The organism is Rhodovulum sp. ES.010 (genome assembly GCF_900142935.1).
Taxonomy (GTDB): Bacteria; Pseudomonadota; Alphaproteobacteria; order Rhodobacterales; family Rhodobacteraceae; genus Rhodovulum.
In genome coordinates this window covers 585,733-603,970 of sequence record NZ_FSRS01000001.1, presented here as the reverse complement: position 1 = coordinate 603,970, position 18,238 = coordinate 585,733, and the positions used below count along the sequence as shown (strand labels likewise).

21 protein-coding genes are annotated in these 18,238 nt (G+C 68.6%); 11 read left to right on the top strand and 10 right to left on the bottom strand.

Annotated features, from left to right (window positions below):
- Window positions 1-10 precede the first annotated feature (10 nt).
- Entirely contained in the window at window positions 11-1,231 is a 1,221-nt protein-coding gene (locus tag BUR28_RS03045; protein WP_074218776.1) for a glycosyltransferase family protein, read from the top strand.
- Between the two features lie 21 nt (window positions 1,232-1,252).
- On the opposite strand, the gene BUR28_RS03040 is transcribed toward BUR28_RS03045, so the two are convergent.
- Together BUR28_RS03040 and BUR28_RS03035 are read right to left on the bottom strand one after the other, a co-directional pair.
- Window positions 1,253-1,927, bottom strand: coding sequence for an alpha/beta hydrolase (locus tag BUR28_RS03040; protein ID WP_074218775.1), 675 nt, complete (start codon window positions 1,925-1,927; stop codon window positions 1,253-1,255).
- The gene (locus BUR28_RS03035; protein WP_074218774.1) at window positions 1,924-2,553 is read right to left on the bottom strand and encodes a DNA-3-methyladenine glycosylase family protein; all 630 of its coding nucleotides are present in this window, start codon (window positions 2,551-2,553) and stop codon (window positions 1,924-1,926) included. Before BUR28_RS03035 ends, BUR28_RS03040 begins: the two co-directional genes overlap by 4 nt.
- Before the next feature lie 136 nt (window positions 2,554-2,689).
- Between BUR28_RS03035 and BUR28_RS03030 the strand changes: the two genes are divergently transcribed.
- Window positions 2,690-3,910: an MFS transporter gene (locus BUR28_RS03030; RefSeq protein WP_074218773.1), complete on the top strand. Its 1,221-nt coding sequence runs from the start codon at window positions 2,690-2,692 to the stop codon at window positions 3,908-3,910.
- A 3-nt stretch (window positions 3,911-3,913) separates the two neighbouring features.
- Here BUR28_RS03030 and BUR28_RS03025 read toward each other — a convergent pair whose 3' ends face one another.
- From BUR28_RS03025 to cysS, 5 genes are all read right to left on the bottom strand, one after another.
- Complete coding sequence (locus tag BUR28_RS03025; protein WP_074218772.1) at window positions 3,914-4,675, bottom strand: squalene/phytoene synthase family protein; 762 nt, start codon at window positions 4,673-4,675, stop codon at window positions 3,914-3,916.
- Window positions 4,672-4,923, bottom strand: a complete 252-nt coding sequence (locus BUR28_RS03020; protein ID WP_074218771.1) for a hypothetical protein — start codon at window positions 4,921-4,923, stop codon at window positions 4,672-4,674. The genes BUR28_RS03025 and BUR28_RS03020 overlap by 4 nt, the downstream gene beginning before the upstream one ends.
- A complete protein-coding gene (locus BUR28_RS03015) occupies window positions 4,920-5,183 on the bottom strand; it encodes a class I SAM-dependent methyltransferase (protein ID WP_139307470.1) in 264 nt (87 codons plus the stop codon). The genes BUR28_RS03020 and BUR28_RS03015 overlap by 4 nt, the downstream gene beginning before the upstream one ends.
- Window positions 5,184-5,378: 195 nt before the next feature.
- Window positions 5,379-6,998, bottom strand: a complete 1,620-nt coding sequence (cimA, locus tag BUR28_RS03010) for a citramalate synthase (RefSeq protein WP_074218769.1) — start codon at window positions 6,996-6,998, stop codon at window positions 5,379-5,381.
- Window positions 6,999-7,130: 132 nt separating this feature from the next.
- Entirely contained in the window at window positions 7,131-8,633 is a 1,503-nt protein-coding gene (gene cysS, locus BUR28_RS03005) for a cysteine--tRNA ligase (RefSeq protein ID WP_074218768.1), read from the bottom strand.
- A gap of 198 nt (window positions 8,634-8,831) precedes the next feature.
- Here cysS and BUR28_RS03000 point away from each other — a divergent pair, with 198 nt between their 5' ends.
- From BUR28_RS03000 to BUR28_RS02990, 3 genes are all read left to right on the top strand, one after another.
- On the top strand, window positions 8,832-9,173 hold the full coding sequence (locus tag BUR28_RS03000) for an MmcQ/YjbR family DNA-binding protein (protein WP_074218767.1): 342 nt from the start codon (window positions 8,832-8,834) through the stop codon (window positions 9,171-9,173).
- A gap of 103 nt (window positions 9,174-9,276) precedes the next feature.
- The gene (locus tag BUR28_RS02995; protein ID WP_074218766.1) at window positions 9,277-10,032 is read left to right on the top strand and encodes an SDR family NAD(P)-dependent oxidoreductase; all 756 of its coding nucleotides are present in this window, start codon (window positions 9,277-9,279) and stop codon (window positions 10,030-10,032) included.
- On the top strand, window positions 10,032-10,640 hold the full coding sequence (locus tag BUR28_RS02990) for a hypothetical protein (RefSeq protein ID WP_074218765.1): 609 nt from the start codon (window positions 10,032-10,034) through the stop codon (window positions 10,638-10,640). The genes BUR28_RS02995 and BUR28_RS02990 overlap by 1 nt, the downstream gene beginning before the upstream one ends.
- Here BUR28_RS02990 and BUR28_RS02985 read toward each other — a convergent pair.
- The gene (locus tag BUR28_RS02985; RefSeq protein WP_074218764.1) at window positions 10,637-12,457 is read right to left on the bottom strand and encodes an ABC-F family ATP-binding cassette domain-containing protein; all 1,821 of its coding nucleotides are present in this window, start codon (window positions 12,455-12,457) and stop codon (window positions 10,637-10,639) included. The two genes, BUR28_RS02990 and BUR28_RS02985, sit on opposite strands and share 4 nt — an antisense overlap.
- A gap of 150 nt (window positions 12,458-12,607) precedes the next feature.
- On the opposite strand from BUR28_RS02985, the gene BUR28_RS02980 reads away from it, so the two are divergent.
- Window positions 12,608-13,234 carry a DUF4386 domain-containing protein gene (locus BUR28_RS02980; RefSeq protein WP_074218763.1) on the top strand — a complete coding sequence of 209 codons (627 nt, stop codon included), beginning with the start codon at window positions 12,608-12,610 and terminating at the stop codon, window positions 13,232-13,234.
- Between the two features lie 6 nt (window positions 13,235-13,240).
- Here the strand turns inward: BUR28_RS02980 and BUR28_RS02975 are convergent, their stop codons facing one another.
- A complete protein-coding gene (locus BUR28_RS02975) occupies window positions 13,241-13,987 on the bottom strand; it encodes a GNAT family N-acetyltransferase (protein WP_074218762.1) in 747 nt (248 codons plus the stop codon).
- A 108-nt stretch (window positions 13,988-14,095) separates the two neighbouring features.
- Here BUR28_RS02975 and msrB point away from each other — a divergent pair, with 108 nt between their 5' ends.
- The gene (gene msrB / locus BUR28_RS02970) at window positions 14,096-14,509 is read left to right on the top strand and encodes a peptide-methionine (R)-S-oxide reductase MsrB (RefSeq protein ID WP_074218761.1); all 414 of its coding nucleotides are present in this window, start codon (window positions 14,096-14,098) and stop codon (window positions 14,507-14,509) included.
- Window positions 14,510-14,585: 76 nt separating this feature from the next.
- On the opposite strand, the gene BUR28_RS02965 is transcribed toward msrB, so the two are convergent.
- The gene (locus BUR28_RS02965; RefSeq protein ID WP_371441582.1) at window positions 14,586-14,969 is read right to left on the bottom strand and encodes an outer membrane protein assembly factor BamE; all 384 of its coding nucleotides are present in this window, start codon (window positions 14,967-14,969) and stop codon (window positions 14,586-14,588) included.
- Window positions 14,970-15,134: 165 nt separating this feature from the next.
- Here BUR28_RS02965 and BUR28_RS02960 point away from each other — a divergent pair, with 165 nt between their 5' ends.
- From BUR28_RS02960 to BUR28_RS02945, 4 genes are all read left to right on the top strand, one after another.
- Window positions 15,135-15,680, top strand: coding sequence for a YceD family protein (locus BUR28_RS02960; RefSeq protein WP_074218759.1), 546 nt, complete (start codon window positions 15,135-15,137; stop codon window positions 15,678-15,680).
- Between the two features lie 199 nt (window positions 15,681-15,879).
- Window positions 15,880-16,089, top strand: a complete 210-nt coding sequence (gene rpmF / locus BUR28_RS02955) for a 50S ribosomal protein L32 (RefSeq protein ID WP_074218758.1) — start codon at window positions 15,880-15,882, stop codon at window positions 16,087-16,089.
- A gap of 31 nt (window positions 16,090-16,120) precedes the next feature.
- The gene (gene plsX, locus BUR28_RS02950) at window positions 16,121-17,221 is read left to right on the top strand and encodes a phosphate acyltransferase PlsX (protein ID WP_074218757.1); all 1,101 of its coding nucleotides are present in this window, start codon (window positions 16,121-16,123) and stop codon (window positions 17,219-17,221) included.
- Between the two features lie 2 nt (window positions 17,222-17,223).
- Window positions 17,224-18,195, top strand: coding sequence for a beta-ketoacyl-ACP synthase III (locus tag BUR28_RS02945; protein WP_074218756.1), 972 nt, complete (start codon window positions 17,224-17,226; stop codon window positions 18,193-18,195).
- Window positions 18,196-18,238: the final 43 nt, after the last annotated feature.

The window sequence follows — 18,238 nt, the reverse complement described above, 5'->3', positions numbered from 1 at the left end:
GAGAGGGCAGTTGGCGGATTTTCACCAGAACGGCAACGTGGCCACGCTCCACAACCTGCGGTCGGCCTCCGCCGATAGCCTGAGCCACGAACTCGCGACCTTCGCCCAGACCCGCAAGATCAGCCTCACGCTGCCGTCGCTGTTCTCGGAACTGGAGGGCGAGGCGCTGCCCGCGATCCTGGACGAACTGGCCGAGGTGCCGTACCTGCACCGGATCGTGGTCGGGCTCGACAGGGCCAATGCCGAGCAATACGCCCACGCGCTCAAGTTCTTTGATCGGCTGCCGCAGAACCACGTAGTGATCTGGCATGACAGCCCGCGGATGCAGGCGATCCACGCCCGCCTCGAGGCCCTGAGCCTCGACCCCGGCGAACCCGGCAAGGGCCGGAACGTGTGGTTTTGCATGGGCTACATCATGGCCTGCAAGGACAGCGCCGTCATGGCCATCCACGATTGCGACATCCTAACCTACTCGCGCGAGATGCTGGCCCGGCTCGTCTACCCGGTGGCCAACCCGAATTTCCCCTACCAGCTCGCCAAAGGCTTCTACCCCCGGATCGGCGAGGGCAAGCTCAACGGCCGGGCCAGCCGCCTGCTGGTCAGCCCGATTCTGATCTCGCTCAAGAAGGTGATCGGCGACCGCGACTACCTCGATTACCTGCGCTCCTTCCGCTACCCGCTGTCGGGCGAATTCGCGCTGCGCACCGCACCCCTGCCCGACCTCCGCATCCCGTTTGACTGGGGGCTCGAGATCGGCGTGCTGTCCGAGGCGTGGCGCAACCTCGCGCCGCATTCGGTCTGCCAGGTCGAGATCTCGGATGCCTACGATCACAAGCACCAGCCGGTTTCGCCCGAGGACGCCTCCAAGGGGCTGTCGCGGATGTCGATCGACATCTGCAAGTCGATCTTCCGCAAGCTCGCCGCCGACGGCACCGTCTTTTCCGAAGAGATCTTCCGGACCCTCAAGGCCACCTATTACCGCGAGGCGCTGGACCTTCTGGAGTGCTATCACAACGACGCGCGGATGAATGGCCTCGCCCTCGACCGGCATGCCGAGGAGAACATCATCGAGCTTTTCGCGCGCAACATCACCGAGGCGGGGCAGGTCTTCCTCGAAAGCCCGTCCCAGACGCCCTTCATCCCGACCTGGAACCGCGTGCACGCCGCCGACCCCACGCTGATGTCGGACATGCTGTCCGCGGTCGCGGCGGACGCAGCAGATTACAGCTAGTCCCGCCGCGTTGGCGCACGCCTAGTCGGCCGCCTCGATCCCCAGCCGTTCGCGCATGAAGGCGAGCGCGACGCTCAGGCCGTCCGGCGCGATTCCGTGGCCGGTGTCCTTCATCACATGGGCATAGACCTCGAACCCCGCGGCGCTCAGCGCGTTGCCCGCTTCGGGGAGCGACTGGACCGGCACAAGCTCGTCCGCGTCACCGTGCACCAGAAGAACCGGCGGCTTCGTCACCACCTCGTCGGCCAGCAGTTCCGGGCCGAGCAGGCGCCCGGAAAACCCGACGATCCCGGCATGGGCGCGCGGACGCCGCGGGCCGACGTGAAGCGCCATCATCGTGCCCTGCGAAAATCCGAAGAGAATGGTGCGTTCGGGGCCGATGCCCTCGTCCTGGGCAACTTGGTCGAGAAAAGCGTTCAGGTCGTCCACGGCGCGCATCATGCCCGCCTCGCTGCTTTCCTCCGAGGAGCCGTCGATCCATGGAATGGGAAACCACTGGTAGCCGAAAGGCGCGCCGGCGCAGCTTTCAGGGGCGTCCGGCGCCAAAAAGGCGGTGTCCGGCATATGCGGCGCCAGCGGCTCGGCAAGGCCGAGCAGGTCGGCCCCGTTCGCGCCGTAGCCGTGCAGAAAGATCACCAGCCGGTCCGCCGCGCCCTTCGCCGCGCCCGCGCGGCCCGCCTCGAGTGCCCTCGTCACCTGATACCCTCCCGGTCCTTCGCCACCCGGTAGTAGGCCCAAAGCGCGCGCGCCGCAACGGCCCGCCAAGGCGACCAGGGCGCGGCCATCTCGCGCAGCGCCCGGCCCCGCGGCCGGTCCGGCAGGTCGAACAGCAGCCGCGCGGCCTCTTGCAACGCAAGATCGTCGGGGGCGAAGACGTCGGCACGCCCCAACGAGAACATCGCATAGATCTCGGCGGTCCAGCGCCCGATCCCCGGCACCTCGACCAGGCGCGCCACCACGCCTTCGGTCGGCACCTCGCGCAGCGCGGCATAATCGATCCCCGCCGCCGCCAGCGCGCGGGCATAGCGGATCTTCTGGCGAGACAGCCCGCAGGTCCGCAACGCCGCGTCATCGGCGGCCGCCACCTCCGCCGGCCCGGTCAGCCCGGCCTGCTGCATCCGGCCCCAGATCGCGTCGGCCGCCGCGACCGAAACCTGCTGGCTCACGATCGCCGAGAGCAGCGCCGCGAACCCGTCCGGCCGCCGCCTCAGCGGCAGCGGCCCGGTCAGCGCCAAGGCCGCGCCGAAGCGCGGCTCGACCCGCACCAGGTGCTCTGCCCCCTCGGCGAGGCAGGCGTCGGTCTCGATGATCCGTCCCACCATGGCCCCAGCATGGGCCTGCGGCGGCGGATTGCAATTGCCCCGGCGCTTCTTCTGGTCGGAAATATCCCCGCCGGAGGCCGCCCGCCCAGGCGGGCGCCCCCTTCCCTGGCCGCGCGCGCCGCGCTACTGAAAGCGCATGACCGACGTCGCCCAGCCCCTGCCCGACGCCCGCGCCCGGCGCAACGTCACCGTCCTGGTGGCCGCCCAGGCGCTGCTGGGCGCGCAGATGCCGATGATCTTCACCATCGGCGGGCTCGCCGGCCAGAGCCTCGCGCCCAACCCCTGCTGGGCGACGCTGCCGCTGTCGCTGATCGTGCTGGGCTCCATGCTGAGCGCCGCGCCGCTGGCCGGCCTGATGCAGCGTTTCGGCCGGCGCACAGGCTTCATCCTTGGCACCGGCGGCGGCGCAGCGGGCGGCGCGATCGGCGCGCTTGGCCTGGTGCAGGGTTCGTTCCCGCTGTTCCTGGCGGGCAGTTTCCTGACCGGCATCTACCTCTCGGCCCAGGGCTTCTACCGGTTTGCCGCCGCGGATACCGCCACCGGCGATTTCCAGCCCAAGGCGATCTCCTATGTGCTTGCCGGGGGGCTCGCCGCGGCGGTGATCGGGCCGCAACTGGTGAAGGTCACCGCCGAGTCGATGGTCGTGCCCTTCCTCGGCACCTATCTCACAGTGATTGCGATCAACCTCGCTGGGCCGCTCCTGTTCCTGTTTCTGGACATCCCGACGCCCCCGCGCCGCGACCCCGCCCATCACCACGGCCGGAGGCGGAGCGAACTGTTGCGCGACCCGGCCATCGCGGTGGCGATCATCTGCGCGATGGTGTCCTACGCGCTGATGAACCTGGTGATGACCTCAACCCCGCTCGCCGTGGTCGGCTGCGGCTTCGAGACCGGCACCGCCGCCGATATCGTCACCGCGCATGTGCTGGCGATGTATGTGCCCAGTTTCTTCACCGGGCATCTCATCGCCCGCTACGGGGCGCGGACGATCGTCGCGCTGGGGCTCGCGATCCTGGCCGCGGCGGGCGGCGTGGCGCTGACCGGCGTGGAAATCGAGCAGTTCCTCGTGGCGCTCGTCCTTTTGGGGATCGGCTGGAACTTCGGCTTCATCGGCGCCACCGCGATGCTCGCCCAATCGCACGGGCCGGAGGAGCGCGGCGTGGTCCAGGGGATGAACGACCTGATCGTGTTCGGCGGTGTGACGGTCGCCTCGCTGGCCTCGGGCGGGCTCATGAACTGCTCGGGCGGATCGGCCGAACAGGGCTGGATCGCCGTCAATCTGGCGATGGTGCCTTTCTTGGCGCTCGCAGGGGGCGCGCTGATCTGGCTGGCGATGCGGCCCAGGGCGGAGGGCTGATCGCTACCAGCGCCCCAGAACCGCCCGCCACAGCAATGCTCCGCGCCGGGCGACCTCCGGCGCTTGCAGCCGCCCGTCCGCGACACGTCCCGGTGCCTTCGCCGCGCGCTGCAACACTGCCGGCGCGAACCAGGCAGCGCGCGCCGCCGGGATCGCCACAGCCGGTATCCCCGCGCGCCGCGCCGCGCCCAGCCGCGCCAACGCCCGCGTCGCGAGGGCCGCGACGGCCTCCGGCCGGCCGTCGACCAGGGGCACGCGCCCCCGCGCTTCCAGTTCCGGCACCGCCACCAGCCAGGCAGCGACCCCCTGTGCATGGGCGATGTGCCGCAACGCCTCCTGCCCGCGATCCGCTCCCAGCGCACGCGCCGCGGCCCACATCAGATGTCCGAAACAGGCGTCCACATGCGCCTCGAACTCCGCCTCGTCGGAAAAGGGCTCGCGATACGCATCCCAGCGCCGCGCCACCACAAGCCCATCGAGCAGCCGCGCCTCCGCCGGCGCCAACACCTCCGCCAGGGGCGTCGCCACCTCATGCCACCGAACGCGCCCGCCCGCCGCGATCTCCTCCAGCACATCGCGCCACCATTGCAGGCGCATCTCGGCGATCATCGGCTCATCGGTCACCCAAGGCGCCCGCGACACCTCGACATTGAACGCATAAAGCGGCAGCAGCCGCGCGCGGATCTCCATCGGCGCGGCCATGACCGCACGGAAACGGTCGGGGTCGCCGCGGCGGACGATCTCGGCGCAGGCGTCGAGGCTCATACCGGGCACATGACGCTGAGCAGAGAGCCGAGTTCGGCCCGACGCGCACGCCAGCAGGTGGCGGTTTCCGCCTCAGCCTCGTCCAGCACGCACGCAAGCGCCGCGTCGGCGCCCAGGCGCAGAGTGTCGATCCTCGCTTCCATAGGACCGAAATAGGCCTCCCACGCCCCATCGGACAGGGGGCGCTGGCCGAGAATTTCGAACCCGGCGGCGTGGATTTGCGCGCTCAGCCCTGCGACATTCATCATGTCGGGATGCTCTCGCGCCGGAACGCCTTTGCCCGGGCCGAGGGCGCGTCACTGAACCAGCACGCCTGGAAGAACGCCACGGCGGCGCCCCGGGCCAGCGCGCCGAGCCAGGCGGCCAAGCCCCCGGGCACACTGAGGACATGGAGCGCACCGGCCGACCAGATCAGGTCGTAGGGGCCCTCGATCCGGCTCATGTCGCCCTCCCGAACGGTGACCCTGTGCTCGCCTGCAAATCCCTCGGCGACGAAGGGCGCGTGCATCTTCACCGCCTCGCCCCGGCCGCGCGGCACACGAGCGAGGAGCCAGGCGATATCCGCGCCCGGCCGACAACCCTATCGCAGATCGCGCCGTCCGACGGCACGCCCGCCAGGCCCAGCGCCCAGTCGAGGCTCGCGCGCTCCTCGGCCCTTCGCGCGGAAACCCGTCATGCAGGGTGACGCACGCCGCCGCGTCCATCAGGGGCGCGCGCCGTCGCGAACCAGCTTCCAGACCACCGCATCGAGCAGCGCCTCGAAACTCGCGTCCACGATGTTCGGCGACACGCCCACGGTTGACCAGCGCCGGCCCTGCCCGTCCTCGCTGTCGATGATCACGCGGGTCACCGCCTCGGTGCCGCCATTGGTGATGCGCACCTTGAAATCCACCAGCTTCATGTCGTCGATGAAGGGCTGATAGGGGCCCAGGTCCTTGGCCAGCGCCCGCCAAAGCGCGTTCACCGGCCCCCGGTCGCGCCCCTCCGCGTCGCGGCTTTCCGAGACCGACAGCTTCTTCTCGCCGCCGACCTTGACCACCACCACGGCCTCCGACGAGCTGGTCATCTCGTCATAGCGGTTCTTGCGCCGTTCGACCGTCACCCGGTAGCGCTTGACCTCGAAGAAGGCGGGCAGCCGGTCCAGCAGGCGCCGCGCCACCAGTTCGAAGCTCGCCTGCGCGGTGTCGTAGGAATAGCCCTCGCCCTCGCGCATCTTGATCTCGTCAAGGATGCGCGCCAGACGCGGGTCGCCCTCGTCCACCTCGATCCCGGCCTCGGCCAGCCGGCGGCGCAGGTTCGACTGCCCGGCCTGGTTCGACATCGGGATCACACGGATATTGCCGACGCGGGCGGGCTTCACATGTTCGTAGGTGGTGGGGTCCTTCAGGATCGCGCTGGCATGGAGCCCCGCCTTGTGCGCGAAGGCCGAGCTGCCGACATAGGGCGCGCTCTTCAGCGGCACCCGGTTCAGGATGTCATCCAGCAGGCGCGCTGCGCGGGTGAGGTGGAACAGCGCCTCCGGCGTCACGCCCGTGTCGAAGCGGCTGGCATAGGGCTCCTTCAGCAAAAGCGTCGGGATCAGCGTCGTCAGGTTCGCGTTCCCGCAGCGTTCGCCGAGCCCGTTCAGCGTGCCCTGCACCTGCCGCGCGCCCGCGTCGATGGCGGCCAGGCTGCCCGCGACCGCGTTGCCGGTATCGTCATGGGTGTGGATGCCGAGCGCCTCGCCGGGGATGCCGCGAGCGATCACTTCACCCGTGACCTCGCCGATCTCGCGCGGCAACGTCCCGCCATTGGTGTCGCAGAGCACGATCCAGCGCGCACCGGCCTGGTGGGCGGCCTTCAGGCAGTCGAACGCGTAGCCGGGATCCGATTTCCAGCCGTCGAAGAAGTGCTCGGCATCGAACAGCGCCTCGCGACCCTGGGCCACGACATGGGCGATGGATCTCGCAATGTTCTCGACATTCTCGTCCCGGCCGATCCCGAGCGCCTTCTCGACGTGGAAATCGTGGGCCTTGCCGACGAGGCAGACGCTGTCGGTGCCGGCATTCAGCACCGCGGCCAGCACCTCGTCGTTCTCGGCCGACCGCCCGGCCCGCTTGGTCATCCCGAAGGCGGTGAGCCGCGCGCGGGTCTTCGGCGCGGCCTCGAAAAAGGCGCTGTCGGTGGGGTTCGCGCCGGGCCAGCCGCCCTCGATGTGATCGACCCCGAGCGCATCCAGCACCTCGGCGATCTTCACCTTCTCGGCCGTCGAGAACTGCACCCCTTGGGTCTGCTGCCCGTCGCGCAGCGTGGTGTCGTAGAGGGAGAGGCGTTCGCGGGTCACGGTCCCGCCCTCTCAGGCTCACCCAGTCCGGGCCTTTGGCCCGGACAACGCCCGACCCGCCCCCCAGGGGCGGGCGCTTTCAGCCCCCCCCCTCGGGCCGGGCGCTGGACCATCCACATGAGCCAAAATCGTTCAATGTAGACCATCCAGTTTTGAAGGCTCCAACTGCGTGTCGCTAAGATGCGCCAAGCCACCATTCACTCCGTTCTTTGAACGGGTCGCCTGCAATTCCACACCAAATTGTGCCGCCTGTGCCTTAAGAGCATCGGCCCTTGCCCAGTCCTTTTCTCTCCGATACCTAAGCCAACGGTGTACAAGGCCCAGACTGGCATCGCGCAGTTCATCTGGAACGCCGCCCCATGCCATGACACCCACTGTTGGCAAGTAGTCGATCCCTTCTTTGTAGAAGCGACCATCTTCCGTTTCATAGGAGAAGGGTTGTGCCCAATCGCTCCGCGCGATTTCATTCAAATCAAAGCCCAGCAAGCGTGCCGAAACCGTGAGTTGTTCACGTTGATCATCGTCGAAGAGCTGCTCAAGCCGCGCTATGGCACCCCAAGTGTTCAAATCTTCTGCGAGAAGTTCAACAACCTCTGAGTCAGGCTCACCGTTAGGCGAGACACCGTCGCTAACTGCGAGTTGCGCCCATTTGCGTAGAGTTTCTCTCGCCTGCTTTGCCTTCTCCTCGGTCCAGTCCATCGGCTTTCGATAGTGCGTGGACAAGAACACAAAGCGGACAACCGGACCCGGCACTTTCCAGCCACCGCTCCAGTATCCCTCCAGCAGGTCGTGCACGGTGAAGAAGTTGCCGAGCGACTTGGACATCTTCCTGCCCTCGACCTGCAGCATCTCGTTGTGCAGCCAGTAGCGCGCGAAGCCGCCCTCGGGATGGGCGCAGCGGCTCTGGGCGATCTCGTTCTCGTGGTGGGGGAAGGTCAGGTCGTTGCCGCCGCCGTGGATGTCAAACGTCTCGCCCAACAGCGCATGGCTCATCGCCGAGCACTCGATATGCCAGCCCGGCCGGCCGCGGCCCCAGGGGCTGTCCCAGCCGGGCTGATCCGGCGTGGACGGCTTCCACAGCACGAAATCCATCGGGTCGCGCTTGTAGGGCGCGACCTCGACACGGGCGCCCGCGATCATGTCGTCCACCGACCGACCCGACAACGCGCCATATTCGGCATAGCTCGTCACGTCGAAAAGCACATGGCCCTCGGCCGCATAGGCATGGCCGCTGGCGATCAGCCATTCGATCATCGCAATCATCTGGCCGATATAGGCCGTCGCCCGCGGCATCTCGTCGGGCGCCAGAACGCCAAGCGCACCCATGTCCTCAAGGTACCAGCCCGTGGTCTTCTCGGTGATCTCGGCAATCGGCCGGCCCGTCTCGTCCGCCCGGGCGATGATCTTGTCGTCTACATCGGTGATGTTACGCACATAGGTGACGTGATCGGACCCGTAGACGTGGCGCAACAGCCGGTAGAGCACGTCGAACACCACCGCAGGCCGCGCATTGCCCAGATGCGCGCGGTCATAGACCGTCGGGCCGCAGACATACATCCGCACGTTGGCCGGATCGATCGGGTCGAACCGCTCCTTGCGTCGGGTCTTCGTGTTGTAGAGGGTGATCTCGGTCATGCGTAGTCCTCCGCGTCCCGCGGCGGGTTCTGGCATATCTTCCTGTGGATGGAAATACGACGCCCGGCCCGCCCGAGGGGTGTCAGCCGGCAATGCAGCAGGAAATGGGGCGGCGATGCGTCATGCGGGCGTCATACCAGCCGGGCACGCTGATGCCAAGGCGCCTGTCGCCGCTGCGTAACCGGGGCATGCCGACCCATGACCGAGGACCAGATCGTTGCCTTTTGCGACTCCCTGCCGGGGACGACGCGGAGCCAGCCGTTCGGCGCCGACATCGAGGTCTGGAAGATCGGCGGCAAGATCTTCGCGCTGATGGCGACCGGCTCGGGCCGGGTCTCGGTAAAATGCGCCGATCCCGATTACGCCGAAATGCTGATTTCCGTCGGCCGTGCGGGCAAGGCGCCCTACCTGCCGCGCGGCGGCTGGATCGCGGTCACGGCGCACGATCTCGACGACGACGAGATCGCCCACCGCCTGCGCGAAAGCTATGACACCGTGCGGTCACGCCTGCCCCGCCGGGTGCAGCGCGGCCTGGGCTAGACCACGCGCCGCGCCCCGGCGGCGCCCCCGAGACGCCCTGTCACTGGACAAGCCCCCGGCGCGGCGGCTAGCTCTGGCCAGCGATCAGCGCAGGGAGGATGCGATGCGGATCACCGAGACCAAGGCCATTGTCACGGGCGGCGCCTCCGGGCTTGGCGCCGCGGCAGCGCGCCGGCTCTGCGAAACCGAGGCGGCGGTGACGATCCTCGACCGCGACGCCGAGCGCGGCATGGCCCTGGCCGCCGAGATCGGCGCGGGGTTCCAGCCGGTCGACGTCACCGACGAGACCTCGGTCGCCCAGGCGATCGGCGAGGCCCGGGCGCAGATGGGCGGCATCACCGCCTGCCTCAACTGTGCCGGAATCGCGCATGCCGAGCGCACGGTGGGCCGCGACGGACCGCACGCGCTGGAGAGCTTTCGCCGCAGCGTGGAGGTCAACCTGATTGGCAGCTTCAACGTCCTGCGACTCGCCGCGGCCGAAATGGCGCAGAACGACCACGAGACCCATGGCGGGCGCGGGGTGATCGTCAACACAGCCTCGATCGCTGCCTATGACGGGCAGAAGGGCCAGGCCGCCTACGCAGCCTCGAAGGGCGGTATCGCGGCGATGACCCTGCCGCTGGCGCGCGACCTAGCCAGCCTGCGAATCCGCGTGGTCGCCATCGCGCCGGGCGTCTTCCGCACGCCGATGCTGGAAGGGCTGGGCCAGGAGGTGATGGACGGGCTGGCCGCCGACGTGCCCAACCCGCCCCGGCTGGGTGAGCCGGACGAGTTCGCCGCCCTGGTCTGCCACGTCATCGAGAACTGCTATCTCAACGGCGAGGTGATCCGGCTGGATGGCGCGCTGAGGATGAAGTGATGCCCCGCCCGAACCGGGTGACGCCCACAGGCACGTTCCTCGCCACCGACGCGCGCGGGGATTTCATGGGCAACCGGGGCATCCTGCACGATGATCGGGGCGAACTCGGCCGCGCCCGCTGGCAGCACCGCGCCTGGGTCTGCTGCCTGATCTCGTTCAAGGGCCGCAAGCGGCCGATCATGGCGCCGGGCAAGTACACGGAGCTTTTCTTCCTGGATGAGGCCGTGGCCCTGGCGGCCGGGCACCGGCCCTGCGGGCGCTGCCGCCCAGATGCCTTTCGCCGGTTTCTCGACGCCTTCGAGGGGGCCGCGCGTGCCGCCGCGATGGACGCGGCCCTGCATCGCGCCCGCGCCGTTCCGCAGGTGTGGCGCCAGCGCCGGCACCAGACCCTGGCACACCTTCTGCCCGACGGCGCCTTCATCCTGCACCCCGAGGACGACCGCCCCTGCCTGCTGCTGGGGGACGCGGCGCTGCCCTTCGCGCCCCATGGCTACGCTCCGCCGCGCCCGCGGCCCGACGGCACGGTGACCGTTCTGACCCCGACGCCCACCGTGGGCGCCCTTCGAAACGGCTATCGCCCGGCGCTGCACCGCACCGCCGGCGCTTAGTCCTCCGCCTTCTCCGCCAGCGTCAGCCATTCCTCTTCGGCGCGCGCCAGCGCCTCCTGCCGCGTGACCAGCGCGTCGGTGGCCTTCTGGAACTTCACCGGCTCGCGAGAGAAAAGGTCGGGATCGGACAGCAGTTCCTCCAGCTTCGCGATCTCCGCCTCCAACCGCTCGATCTCGGCCGGCAGTTCGTCGAGCCGGTGCTTCTCGGTGAAGCTGAGACCGATCGCGCTTTCTTTCGGCCGCGGTTTCGCCTTGGGCTCTGCGGACTTCGGCTTCGCGGCCGCGGCCTTGGCCGGCCCAGGCGCCCCCGCACCCCGCTGCGTGCGGTAATCGGACCACCCACCCGCATAGACCGTAGCGCGGCCGTCGCCCTCCATCGCGATGGTGGTCGTCGCCACCCGGTCGAGAAAATCGCGGTCGTGGCTGACCAGCAGCACCGTGCCGTCGAAATCGCCAAGCAATTCCTGCAACAGGTCCAGAGTCTCGATATCCAGATCGTTGGTCGGTTCGTCCAGCACAAGCAGGTTGCTCTCCCGCGCCATGATCCGTGCCAGCAACAGCCGCGCCCGTTCGCCCCCGGACAGCGAGCGCACCGGCGCGCGGGCCTGCGCGTCGTCGAACAAGAACTCCTTGAGATAACCCACGACATGCCGGGGCTGGCCGCGCACCAGGACCTGGTCGGCCTTGCCCGAAACCCGCATCTCGGGGTCGCCCGTCAGACTCTCCCAAAGCGTCATGTCTGGATCGAGTGCGTCGCGGTTCTGGTCGAACACCGCCATCTCCAGGTTGGTGCCCAGCCGAACCTCGCCGGTGTCCGGGGCCATCTCGCCGGTCAACATCTTCAGCAGCGTGGTCTTGCCCGCGCCATTGGGGCCGACCAGCGCGACCCGCTCGCCGCGCTGGATGCGCAGGGAAAAGTCGCGCAGGATCACCCGGTCGCCGAACCGCTTGGAGATGCCCCGCGCCTCGATCACCCGCTTGCCAGATTGCGGACCGGACTCCAGCGCCATCGCCGCGGTGCCCTGCCGGCGGATCATCTCGGCCCGTTCCGCCCGCATCGCCTGCAGCGCCCTCAGCCGGCCCTGGTTGCGCTTACGCCGCGCCGATATGCCCTCAACGGCCCACCGCGCCTCGGCCTTGATCTTGCGGTCCAGCCTGTGGCGCGCCTCGTCCTCCTCGGCCCACACCTTTTCGCGCCAGTCCTCAAACGCGACGAACCCCTTGTCCTGACGGCGCAGTTCCCCCCGGTCGAGCCAGAAGGTCGCGCGGGTGAGATTGCGCAGGAAGGCGCGGTCGTGGGAAATCATCACAAAGGCCGCGCGGCTCTCTGCCAGTTGCGCCTCCAGCCAGCCGATCGCCTCGATGTCGAGATGGTTCGTCGGTTCGTCGAGCAGCATCAATTCCGGCGCCTCGGCCAGAAGCTTGGCCAACGCCGCCCGCCGCCGCTCCCCGCCCGAGGCGGTCGCCACCGGGGTCGCGGGGTCGAGCTTCAGCCCCTCGGCGGCCATCTCGACCCGGTACTCCTCGCCATGCGCCAGCCGGCTCGCCGCGAAATCGCCGAGCGTGGCGAAGGCGCCGAGGTCCGGTTCCTGCTCCATGTAGCCGACCGACGTACCGGGAGCGAGCGTGCGCGCGCCCGTGTCGGGCTCCACCAGCCCGGCCATCAGCTTCATCAGCGTCGACTTGCCCGACCCGTTGCGCCCCACCAGCGCCAGCCGGTCGCCGGGCTGGATTACAAGGTCGAGCCCGGAAAACAGCGGATTGCCGCCGAAGGTCAGGGAGATATCGGAAAGCTGCAGGAGCGGAGCGCGGGCCATGCCCGGTGGGTAGTGCGAGGGGGCTGTGCGGTCAAGCAGGGCCGGAAAACCTCGACCCCACCCAAGGAACGCGCCATGGTGGGTCATGCCTAGGCGCGTTCCGCCTGCCCCCGACGGTCTGGTTCTCTCCCGCATCGCGGGCTTCTTTACGTGGGGATCATCGCTGCGGGCCTGAGCGCCGAGATCGCTATTCGCGGATCGCTCGTCGTGCCCGGCGACGCCGCGGCGACGGCGGCGGCGATCCGCGGCGCGCCGGGGCTGTTTGGGCTCGGCCTGGTGCTGGACATGGCGATGCTGCTGGCCGATGTCGGCCTCGCCGTGGCGCTCTATCTGCTGTTCCGCCCCGCCGGCATCGGGCTGGTGTTGGTCGCCACGGCGTTCCGGCTGGTTCAGGCGGCGGTTCTCGCGGGCGGGCTGATCCACCTTCTCGGCGCCCGGCTGCTGCTGACCGCCCCCGCCCATGGCGGCATGCCGCCCGACATGCAGGCCACGCTCGCGATGCTGCATCTGGAGATGCACGCGCAGCGCTACGATCTCGGGCTGGTCTTCTTCGCTGTCTGTTGCGCCGCGCTCGGAGCCCTGGTGATCCGCTCGGGCTGGTTTCCGGCCGCGCTTGGCTGGCTGCTCTGGGCCGCGGCGGCGGTCTATATGACCGGCAGCCTCACACTGGTCCTCGCACCGGACCTCCTGCCGCTCGTCCAGCCCTTCTACGCGATCTGCATCCTCGCCGAGATCGGATTCGCGGTTCTGTTGCTGCGCGGCCCGCGGCCGGGGTGACGCCGCCTACCCCGCCGCCGTGCGCATCAGGCGCTTGCGGGCCGGCGGGATCGCCCGGATTTCCAGCCCGGTGAATACATGCAGCGTGTTCAGATCGCAGTCCACCACCGCGTGATCCGACACCCAGCCGCCCATCACCAGGTAGCTGCGCAGCAGCGGCGGCATGCCAAGCATCGCGCGCTTGGCGTCCGGTTTTCGCAGCCGAAGCATCTGGGCAAAGCGGAACACGTTCGGCGCCTTGACCCGCGGCAGCCAGCGCTTGGGGCCGAGGTGGCGGTCCTTCAACAGCGCGAAGGCGTCCATGTAGGCCTCGGCCTCGGTGCCCTTGAAGGACGAACAGCCGAACAGCATCTCGACCCCCTCCTCGTCGACGAAGCGGGTCATTGCGCCCCAGGCGACGCGCAGAATGTCGGGGTCTCGCCAGTCGGGATGGATGCAGAACCGGCCCATCTCGACCATCGGCCCGTCGAACTCCGCCAGCGCCGACAATTCGTAATACTGCGCCGAGTAGCTCTGCCCGATCTCGGCCCCACAATGGAGCGGCATCAGTCGGAAGCAGCAGACCAGCGTTCCGGTGCGCGAATCCTCGACCAGCATGTGCCGGCAGAGCGCGTCGAACCCGTCTGCATCGCGCCCCTCCGGCGCTTCGGGCGTAGCGCGGAAGGTCAGATAGCGCAGCCGCTGGGCGGCCTCGAGATCGGCCGGCCCATCGGCCAGCCGGGCCGTGTAGCGGCCCCTGCGAAGTGACAGCATCGTGACTGCTCCCTCCGATTGGCGGATGCGGACCGCCGATCTACATGTCGTCGTAGCGCGACTAGCACACAAGATGTGACACTTGATTGACAGCGGGACCGAGACCTAATGACCCAGAAAATCACCAAAACCGATGCCGAGTGGCGTGCAGAGCTTTCCGATCTGGCCTATCGCGTCACCCGCAAGCACGGGACCGAGCGGCCATTCACCCATGACGATTTTCCAAAGTCAGCGGGCATCTTCAAGTGCACTTGTTGCGGGGCCTCGCTGTTCGACCAGGCGGACAAGTTCGACAGCGGCACCGGCTGGCCCAGCTTCACCCGGCCTGTAGCCGACGAGGCCGTGGGCGAGCGCGTCGACCGCAGCCTCTTCATGAAGCGCACCGAAGTGCATTGCGCGCGCTGTGCCGCACATCTGGGCCATGTCTTTCCCGACGGGCCGCCGCCCACGGGCCTGCGCTACTGCATCAACGGCGTGGCCCTGACGTTCGAGGCGACGGATGCGGAGGCGGCGTCGGGCTGAGACCCGGCCGCGAGGCTCCCGACCGTGTCCGAATGCGGCTGTCCCGCGCCGCGCCGGCCTGAATGTCGCGACGTGGCTATTCTTCGCCCAGGAAGTCTTCGGCACGGAACACGCCGATGTTGCCCAGCAGCTGACGCAGGAACGAGACGCCGCGGACATTCGACTCGGTGACTCGACGGTTGAGCGCGATAACCCGCCCGTCTTCGAGCCCGAAGCGTTCGATATTCGCGACCGTGCCGTCCTCGCCGAACGAAATCGCCACGACCCTGCGCTCGACCGGATCGGGGGCCCGCGGACCGAACGTCTCCCACGTACTTTCCACGTAGTACCATGCGTCGTCGCGCATCACCCCGGCCGCCGAGGGCGAGCCGATCACCTCGGCCACCGACTCGCGCGTGTCCACACCCACCACGATCGCGTCGAGATCGGCCGCCTCTGGGGCGTAGCCATGATTGCGCACGATGGGGGAACATGCGGCCAAAGCCGCGGACAGCACGCCGATCTGAATCAGTCTGGCGGACGCTGCACCGGACCTTGCCATGCCTACCTCTTGATCTTCCGGGCCGATGGCCCCTAATCCGCTTACATCAGACCGCCCACCGGGTTCAAGAATGGAACCGCGCCGATGAGTACCACCTCCGAAACGCCCAGAACGATCCGGCTGGCCGCCACGCCGGGCCGCCGCCCCGTGCCCTTCCGGCTCGTGCCCGATGCCGAGGCGCGCGCGGCGATCGCTGGCCGGCTGGGACTGATGGACCTGAAAAAACTGCGCTTCGAGGGCGAGATCGCCCCCGCGGGCGGGGCGGACTGGCGGCTGGCCGCGCGGCTGGGAACGACGGTGGTCCAGCCCTGCGTCGTCACGCTGGCGCCTGTCACCACGCGGATCGATACCGAAGTCGCCCGAAGCTACCGGGCCGACATGCCCCTCGTGCCCGAGGGCGACGAGGTCGAGATGCCCGCGGACGAGACCGCGGAACCGCTGCCCGAGACTCTCGACCTGGCGGTGGTGATGGAAGAGGCCCTGGCGCTCGCGCTGCCCCTTTATCCGCGCGCCGACGGGGTCGCACACGGCGAGGCGGTCTACGGGCCGCCCGGCGTCGACCCGCTGCGCGACGAGGATACGAAACCCTTCGCGGCGCTGGCCAAGCTCAAGGGGAAACTGCGCGAGTGACGGCCCGGCCGGGCCATTCCGAACCGCGCCGGTCCGCCACCCGGCAGACTGCCAGAAAAACGCTTGCACCCGCACAGAATCGCAGTATGTTCCCGGCCTCGCTTGCACGATGGGTTCGACGCAGCGCCGAGGCGCTGACAAACGGGCGTGCCCGCAGAAGAACACCGGGCCGAAGGCCCCGATAGACCGAGGTTGAGACATGGCCGTCCCTCAGAACAAAGTCACGCGCTCCCGCCGCAACAACCGCCGTTCGCACGACTCGCTCACCGCCGGAAATCCGGCCGAGTGTTCGAACTGCGGCGAGCTGAAGCGGCCGCACCACGTCTGCGCGGCCTGCGGCCACTACGACGACCGCGAGGTCGTGGCCCAGACCGACGAGTTCGACCTGGACGAAGACGACGCGGCCTGACGCCGGCTGGACCGGCTGCTCGGCGTCGTCGATGACAGAAGACCCCCGCCCCGCCTCCGTCTCCGCGCCGCGCACCGTGATCTCGGTGGACGCGATGGGTGGCGACCGCGGCCCTTCGGCCGTTGTTGCCGGCCTCGCCAAGTCGGCGCAGAAGAATCCGGACATCCGCTTTATCCTGCACGGCCAGAAGACGGTTCTGGAACGGCTTGTGGGTCGGCGCCGCGCCCTGGAAGGCCGAGTCGAGATCCGCGACGCCGCCGAGGTCGTCACGATGGACGCCAAGCCCAGCCACGTGATGCGCCATGGCCAGGGCAGTTCGATGTGGTCGGCCATCGACAGCGTTCGCAACGGCGAGGCGCCCGTCTGCGTCTCCTGCGGCAATACCGGCGCGCTGATGCTGCTGTCAGTCGTGCGCCTGCGCAAGCTGCCCGGCGTGCACCGCCCCGCCATCGCCTGTCTCTGGCCCTCGCGCAATCCTCAGGGGTTCAACGTGATGCTGGACGTGGGCGCGGATGTGCGCGCCGACGAGCACGACCTGCTGCAATATGCGCTGATGGGCACGTCTTACGCGCGCAACGGGATGGGGCTGGAGCGCCCGCGCGTCGGCCTGCTCAATGTCGGTACCGAAGAGCACAAGGGCCGCGCCGAACTCAAGGCCGCCCACGACCTGATCGAGAGCAACACCGAGGCCGGTAAGTTCGAGTTCGTTGGGTTCGTCGAGGGCGGCGACATTCCCTCCGCCCATGTCGACGTGATCGTGACAGACGGCTTTACCGGCAACGTGGCGCTGAAGACCGGTGAAGGCACGGCAAAGCTGATCGGAGACATCCTGCGCGAGGCGTTCAAGGCGACGCCCCTGTCGCGGATCGCCGCACTGCTGGCCTACACCTCGCTTCGGCGCCTCAAGAAGCGGATCGACCCCAGACGGGTCAATGGCGGCGTGTTCCTCGGCCTGAACGGGACGGTGGTGAAGTCCCACGGATCCTCCGACGCAACCGGCGTCGCGGCGGCCGTCAAGCTGGCCTTCGAACTGGCGCAGTCGGGCTTCACCGAACGGCTCGCGGCGCGGGTTGCATCCGCAAGCGGCCCAGTCCACGATGGCGTGCGGGACATGGCCGGGGGCGAGCGGTAATCATGGTGACGAGGGCCATTGTCAGGGGTGTGGGCCACTATCTCCCCGCGCGCGTTGTCGAAAATGCGGAGTTCGAGGCCAGCCTCGATACCTCGGACGAGTGGATCCGCTCGCGCTCGGGGATCGAGCGGCGGCACTTGGCCGCGGAAGGGGAAGCCACGTCCTCGATGGCGATCGCCGCGGCGCGCGATGCACTGGACGACGCCGGGCTGACGCCGGACGACCTCGACGCCATCGTGCTCGCGACCTCAACGCCGGATCTCACCTTCCCTTCGGCCGCAACCATGGTGCAGGCGGGCCTTGGCATGACCCACGGCTTCGCCTTCGATGTCCAGGCGGTCTGCGCCGGCTTCGTCTTTGCGATGGCGAATGCCGACGCGATGCTCGCCACGGGCCAGGCCAGGCGGGTGCTGGTGATCGGCGCCGAGACCTTCAGCCGGATCATGGACTGGGAAGACCGTTCGACCTGCGTGCTGTTCGGCGATGGCGCGGGGGCGGTGGTGCTGGAGGCCGCGGAAGGCGCCGGTACCGGCGAAGATCGCGGCATACTTTCGGTCGACCTGCATTCGGATGGCCGGCACAAGGACATCCTGTATGTCGACGGCGGCACCTCCACCGGGCAGACCGGGTCCCTGCGGATGCTCGGCAAGGAGGTGTTTCGCCACGCGGTCGAGAAGCTGGCCGACACCGCCCATGCCGCGCTCGACAAGGCGGGGCTCACCGGGGCCGATGTCGACTGGCTCGTGCCGCACCAGGCCAACCTGCGCATCATCAAGGCCACCGCCCAGCGGCTGCAACTTCCGATGGAGCGCGTGATCGTCACCGTGCAGGACCACGGCAACACCTCGGCCGCCTCGATTCCCCTGGCACTGTCGGTGGGAAAGGACCGCGGGCAAATCCGCGAGGGCGACCTTGTCGTGACCGAGGCGATCGGCGGCGGGCTGGCCTGGGGGTCGGTCGTCTTGCGGTGGTAAATCCCGCTGAAACGGCGTTCTCCAAACCCTTGATATTGACTCG